7 protein-coding genes and 1 pseudogene are annotated in these 3,444 nt (G+C 46.1%); all 8 read left to right on the forward strand.

Annotated elements, in window-relative coordinates; translation table 11 throughout:
* On the forward strand, positions 1-355 hold a 355-nt coding region (locus tag COW15_RS09520), incomplete at its 5' end, for a 30S ribosomal protein S5 (protein WP_293632242.1).
* A 6-nt stretch (positions 356-361) separates the two neighbouring features.
* Positions 362-544, forward strand: a complete 183-nt coding sequence (rpmD, locus tag COW15_RS09525; RefSeq protein ID WP_007644440.1) for a 50S ribosomal protein L30 — start codon at positions 362-364, stop codon at positions 542-544.
* A 3-nt stretch (positions 545-547) separates the two neighbouring features.
* Positions 548-982, forward strand: a complete 435-nt coding sequence (gene rplO, locus COW15_RS09530) for a 50S ribosomal protein L15 (protein ID WP_006083581.1) — start codon at positions 548-550, stop codon at positions 980-982.
* A gap of 7 nt (positions 983-989) precedes the next feature.
* Positions 990-2,330 (forward strand): preprotein translocase subunit SecY, encoded by a 1,341-nt coding sequence (secY, locus tag COW15_RS09535; protein ID WP_006083580.1) that lies wholly within the window; start codon positions 990-992, stop codon positions 2,328-2,330.
* Between the two features lie 21 nt (positions 2,331-2,351).
* The gene (gene rpmJ / locus COW15_RS09540) at positions 2,352-2,465 is read left to right on the forward strand and encodes a 50S ribosomal protein L36 (protein ID WP_006083579.1); all 114 of its coding nucleotides are present in this window, start codon (positions 2,352-2,354) and stop codon (positions 2,463-2,465) included.
* Between the two features lie 117 nt (positions 2,466-2,582).
* On the forward strand, positions 2,583-2,939 hold the full coding sequence (gene rpsM, locus COW15_RS09545; protein ID WP_198781926.1) for a 30S ribosomal protein S13: 357 nt from the start codon (positions 2,583-2,585) through the stop codon (positions 2,937-2,939).
* Positions 2,940-2,954: 15 nt separating this feature from the next.
* Entirely contained in the window at positions 2,955-3,347 is a 393-nt protein-coding gene (rpsK, locus tag COW15_RS09550; RefSeq protein WP_006083577.1) for a 30S ribosomal protein S11, read from the forward strand.
* Between the two features lie 32 nt (positions 3,348-3,379).
* Positions 3,380-3,444: pseudogene (gene rpsD / locus COW15_RS09555) on the forward strand (30S ribosomal protein S4); the annotation flags it as partial.

The raw sequence follows: 3,444 nt of genomic DNA on the forward strand, positions 1-3,444 counted from the left end.
CTATGGTAAAGCGCGCGAAGTTCCAGCAGCAATTCAAAAAGCTATGGAAAAAGCCCGTCGTAACATGGTGACCGTGGAGTTGAATGCAGGTACTCTGCATCACCCAGTTAAAGGTCGTCATACTGGTTCACGTGTATACATGCAACCAGCATCACAGGGTACCGGTATTATCGCCGGTGGCGCAATGCGTGCCGTATTGGAAGTAGCAGGCGTGCATAACGTTCTGTCAAAAGCATACGGTTCTACTAACCCGATCAACATCGTTCGCGCGACTGTCGATGCATTGGTGCACATGAAGTCACCTTCGCAAATCGCAGCTAAGCGTGGCCTGAATGTTGACGAAATTCGGGGGTAATGCACCATGGCAACTAAAACTGTAAAAGTTACTCAGACTAAAAGTGCTATCGGTCGTTTACCAAAACACCGTGCAACCTTAACAGGTCTTGGTCTGCGTCGCATTGGTCACACTGTGGAATTAGAAGATACTCCTTCTGTTCGCGGTATGATCAACAAGGTCTACTACATGGTTAAGGTGGAGGATTAATAGATGCGTTTAAATACTCTATCTCCAGCTGCAGGCTCTAAGCATGCACCAAAGCGCGTAGGCCGTGGTATGGGTTCAGGCTTAGGTAAAACTGCGGGTCGTGGTCATAAAGGCCAAAAATCTCGCAGCGGTGGCGGTGTACGCCCAGGCTTCGAGGGTGGTCAAATGCCACTTAAGATCCGTTTACCTAAATTTGGTTTTACCTCGCGTCGCGCTATGGTAACAGCTGAAGTTCGTGTACTCGAACTAGCTAAAGTTAACGGTGATGTTATCGACTTAAACGCTCTGAAAGATGCGAACGTTATTACTCGCAACATCCAGTTTGCGAAAATTGTTCTTTCAGGTACCATTGAGCGCCCTGTGACTGTTAAAGGTCTGAAGGTAACCAAAGGTGCTCGTGCAGCAATTGAAGCTGCTGGCGGTAAGATCGAGGAATAATACGTCGATGGCAAAACCAGGACTTGATTTAAAAAGCGCGAAAGGTGGACTTTCTGAGTTGAAAGCTCGCCTCCTGTTCGTGATTGGTGCGATTATCGTCTTTAGGGCCGGTTCGTTTGTGCCAATTCCTGGTATTGACGCAGCTGTATTAGCAGAGCTGTTTGCTCAGCAAAAAGGGACCATCCTGGGCATGTTTAACATGTTCTCGGGTGGCGCCCTTTCGCGTGCCTCTATCTTTGCATTGGGTATTATGCCGTATATTTCGGCATCGATTATCATGCAATTGTTGACTGTTGTGCATCCTGCACTCGCTGAATTAAAAAAGGAAGGCGAATCAGGACGTAAGAAAATCAGTCAATATACCAGATGGGGTACCTTAGTGCTGGGTACATTCCAGTCGGTCGGTATTGCAACCGGGTTACCAAATTTAGTACCTGGCCTTGTGGTCAACATTGGATTTGGATTTTACTTTGTTGCGGTTGTCAGTTTAGTTACTGGAACTATGTTCCTGATGTGGCTAGGCGAGCAGATTACCGAACGTGGTATAGGTAACGGTATCTCGATTCTGATTTTCGCAGGTATTGTTGCTGGATTACCTTCCGCTATCGGCCAAACGGCTGAGCAGGCGCGTCAAGGTGACTTGAATGTGTTAGTATTGTTGTTGCTCGCGGTAATTGTATTTGCTGTGACTTATTTTGTAGTGTTTGTGGAACGTGGTCAGCGTCGTATCGTCGTTAACTATGCTAAGCGTCAGCAAGGCCGTAAGGTGTTCGCCGCGCAAAGTACCCACTTACCGCTGAAAATAAACATGGCGGGTGTAATTCCCCCAATTTTTGCGTCAAGCATCATTTTGTTCCCTGGAACACTGGCTCAGTGGTTTGGTCAAAATGAATCCATGTCATGGTTAAGTGATTTTTCACTGGCTGTGTCACCTGGACAACCGCTTTACTCATTATTATATGCAACAGCAATTATTTTCTTCTGTTTCTTCTATACTGCGTTGGTGTTTAACCCACGTGAGACAGCTGATAACCTGAAGAAGAGTGGTGCATTCATCCCTGGGATCCGTCCTGGAGAACAGACTTCGCGTTACATTGATAAAGTAATGACTCGTTTGACATTAGCAGGCGCGTTATACATTACCTTTATCTGCTTAATTCCGGAGTTCATGTTAATCGCATGGAAAGTACAGTTCTATTTTGGCGGTACTTCACTACTCATTATGGTAGTTGTGATCATGGACTTCATGGCTCAGGTTCAGACCCATATGATGTCACATCAGTATGAGTCTGTGATGAAGAAAGCTAACCTAGTAAACAAAGCGAATTTAGATCGCTTTGGTCGCTAATTAGCTTTACGGAGTGATGAAATGAAAGTTCGAGCTTCCGTGAAGAAGATCTGCCGTAATTGCAAGATCGTCAAGCGTAGTGGCGTTGTACGCGTTATCTGTGTTGAACCAAAACACAAACAGCGTCAAGGCTAAAAAACATTTTAGTCGGCCCTAATTTTGGGGCTGACTAAAAAATGATTGCAAATCTGTCATCTGTTGAGTATCCTTTCGGGCTTTTCACAGATGGCCTTTAACTTTAAGGAGTGCATAGTGGCCCGTATCGCTGGCATTAACATTCCTGATCAAAAGCATACAGTCATTGCATTGACTGCTATTTTCGGCATCGGCCGTACTCGCGCCAGAGCAATCTGCGCGGCTACAGCTATCGCTGAAACTGCTAAGATCAAGGAATTGAGCGAAGCTCAAATAGATACACTACGCGAAGAAGTTGCCAAATACATTGTAGAAGGTGACTTACGTCGTGAGATTTCAATGAACATCAAGCGTCTTATGGATCTTGGTTGTTATCGTGGTCTCCGCCATCGTCGTAGCCTGCCTCTTCGTGGGCAACGTACTAAGACCAATGCGCGTACGCGTAAAGGTCCACGTAAACCAATTAGAAAGTAACGGGAAGGTAAAGCAATGGCTAAAGTTCCGTCACGTTCTCCGCGTAAGCGCGTACGTAAACAGGTTGCAGATGGCATGGCTCATATCCATGCTTCTTTCAACAACACTATTGTCACCATTACAGATCGTCAAGGTAATGCGTTGTCATGGGCTACTTCAGGTGGTTCAGGTTTCCGTGGTTCACGTAAATCTACTCCATTTGCTGCACAGGTGGCTGCTGAGCGTGCAGGTGCTGCTGCTCAAGACTACGGTTTAAAAAACCTTGAAGTGTTTGTGAAGGGTCCAGGTCCAGGTCGTGAGTCAGCCATTCGTGCGCTGAACGCTGTTGGTTATAAAATTACCAACATTACCGATGTGACGCCGATCCCTCATAATGGTTGTCGTCCTCCTAAAAAGCGTCGTGTATAACGTCGTTTCATTAGGATAGTTGGAGAAAGATCATGGCAAGATACTTGGGTCCCAAGCTCAAGCTCAGCCGCCGAGAAGGTACAGACCTTTTCTTAAA

The sequence above is a fragment of the Shewanella sp. CG12_big_fil_rev_8_21_14_0_65_47_15 genome (genome assembly GCF_002783505.1).
GTDB lineage: Bacteria > Pseudomonadota > Gammaproteobacteria > Enterobacterales > Shewanellaceae > Shewanella.

Excerpts from the sequence above, each read along its gene's own strand:
- rpmD (WP_007644440.1), top strand. The coding sequence starts at position 362 with ATGGCAACTAAAACTGTAAAAGTTACTCAGACTAAAAGTGCTATCGGT.
- rplO (WP_006083581.1), top strand. The coding sequence starts at position 548 with ATGCGTTTAAATACTCTATCTCCAGCTGCAGGCTCTAAGCATGCACCA.
- secY (WP_006083580.1), top strand. The coding sequence starts at position 990 with ATGGCAAAACCAGGACTTGATTTAAAAAGCGCGAAAGGTGGACTTTCT.
- rpmJ (WP_006083579.1), top strand. The coding sequence starts at position 2,352 with ATGAAAGTTCGAGCTTCCGTGAAGAAGATCTGCCGTAATTGCAAGATC.
- rpsK (WP_006083577.1), top strand. The coding sequence starts at position 2,955 with ATGGCTAAAGTTCCGTCACGTTCTCCGCGTAAGCGCGTACGTAAACAG.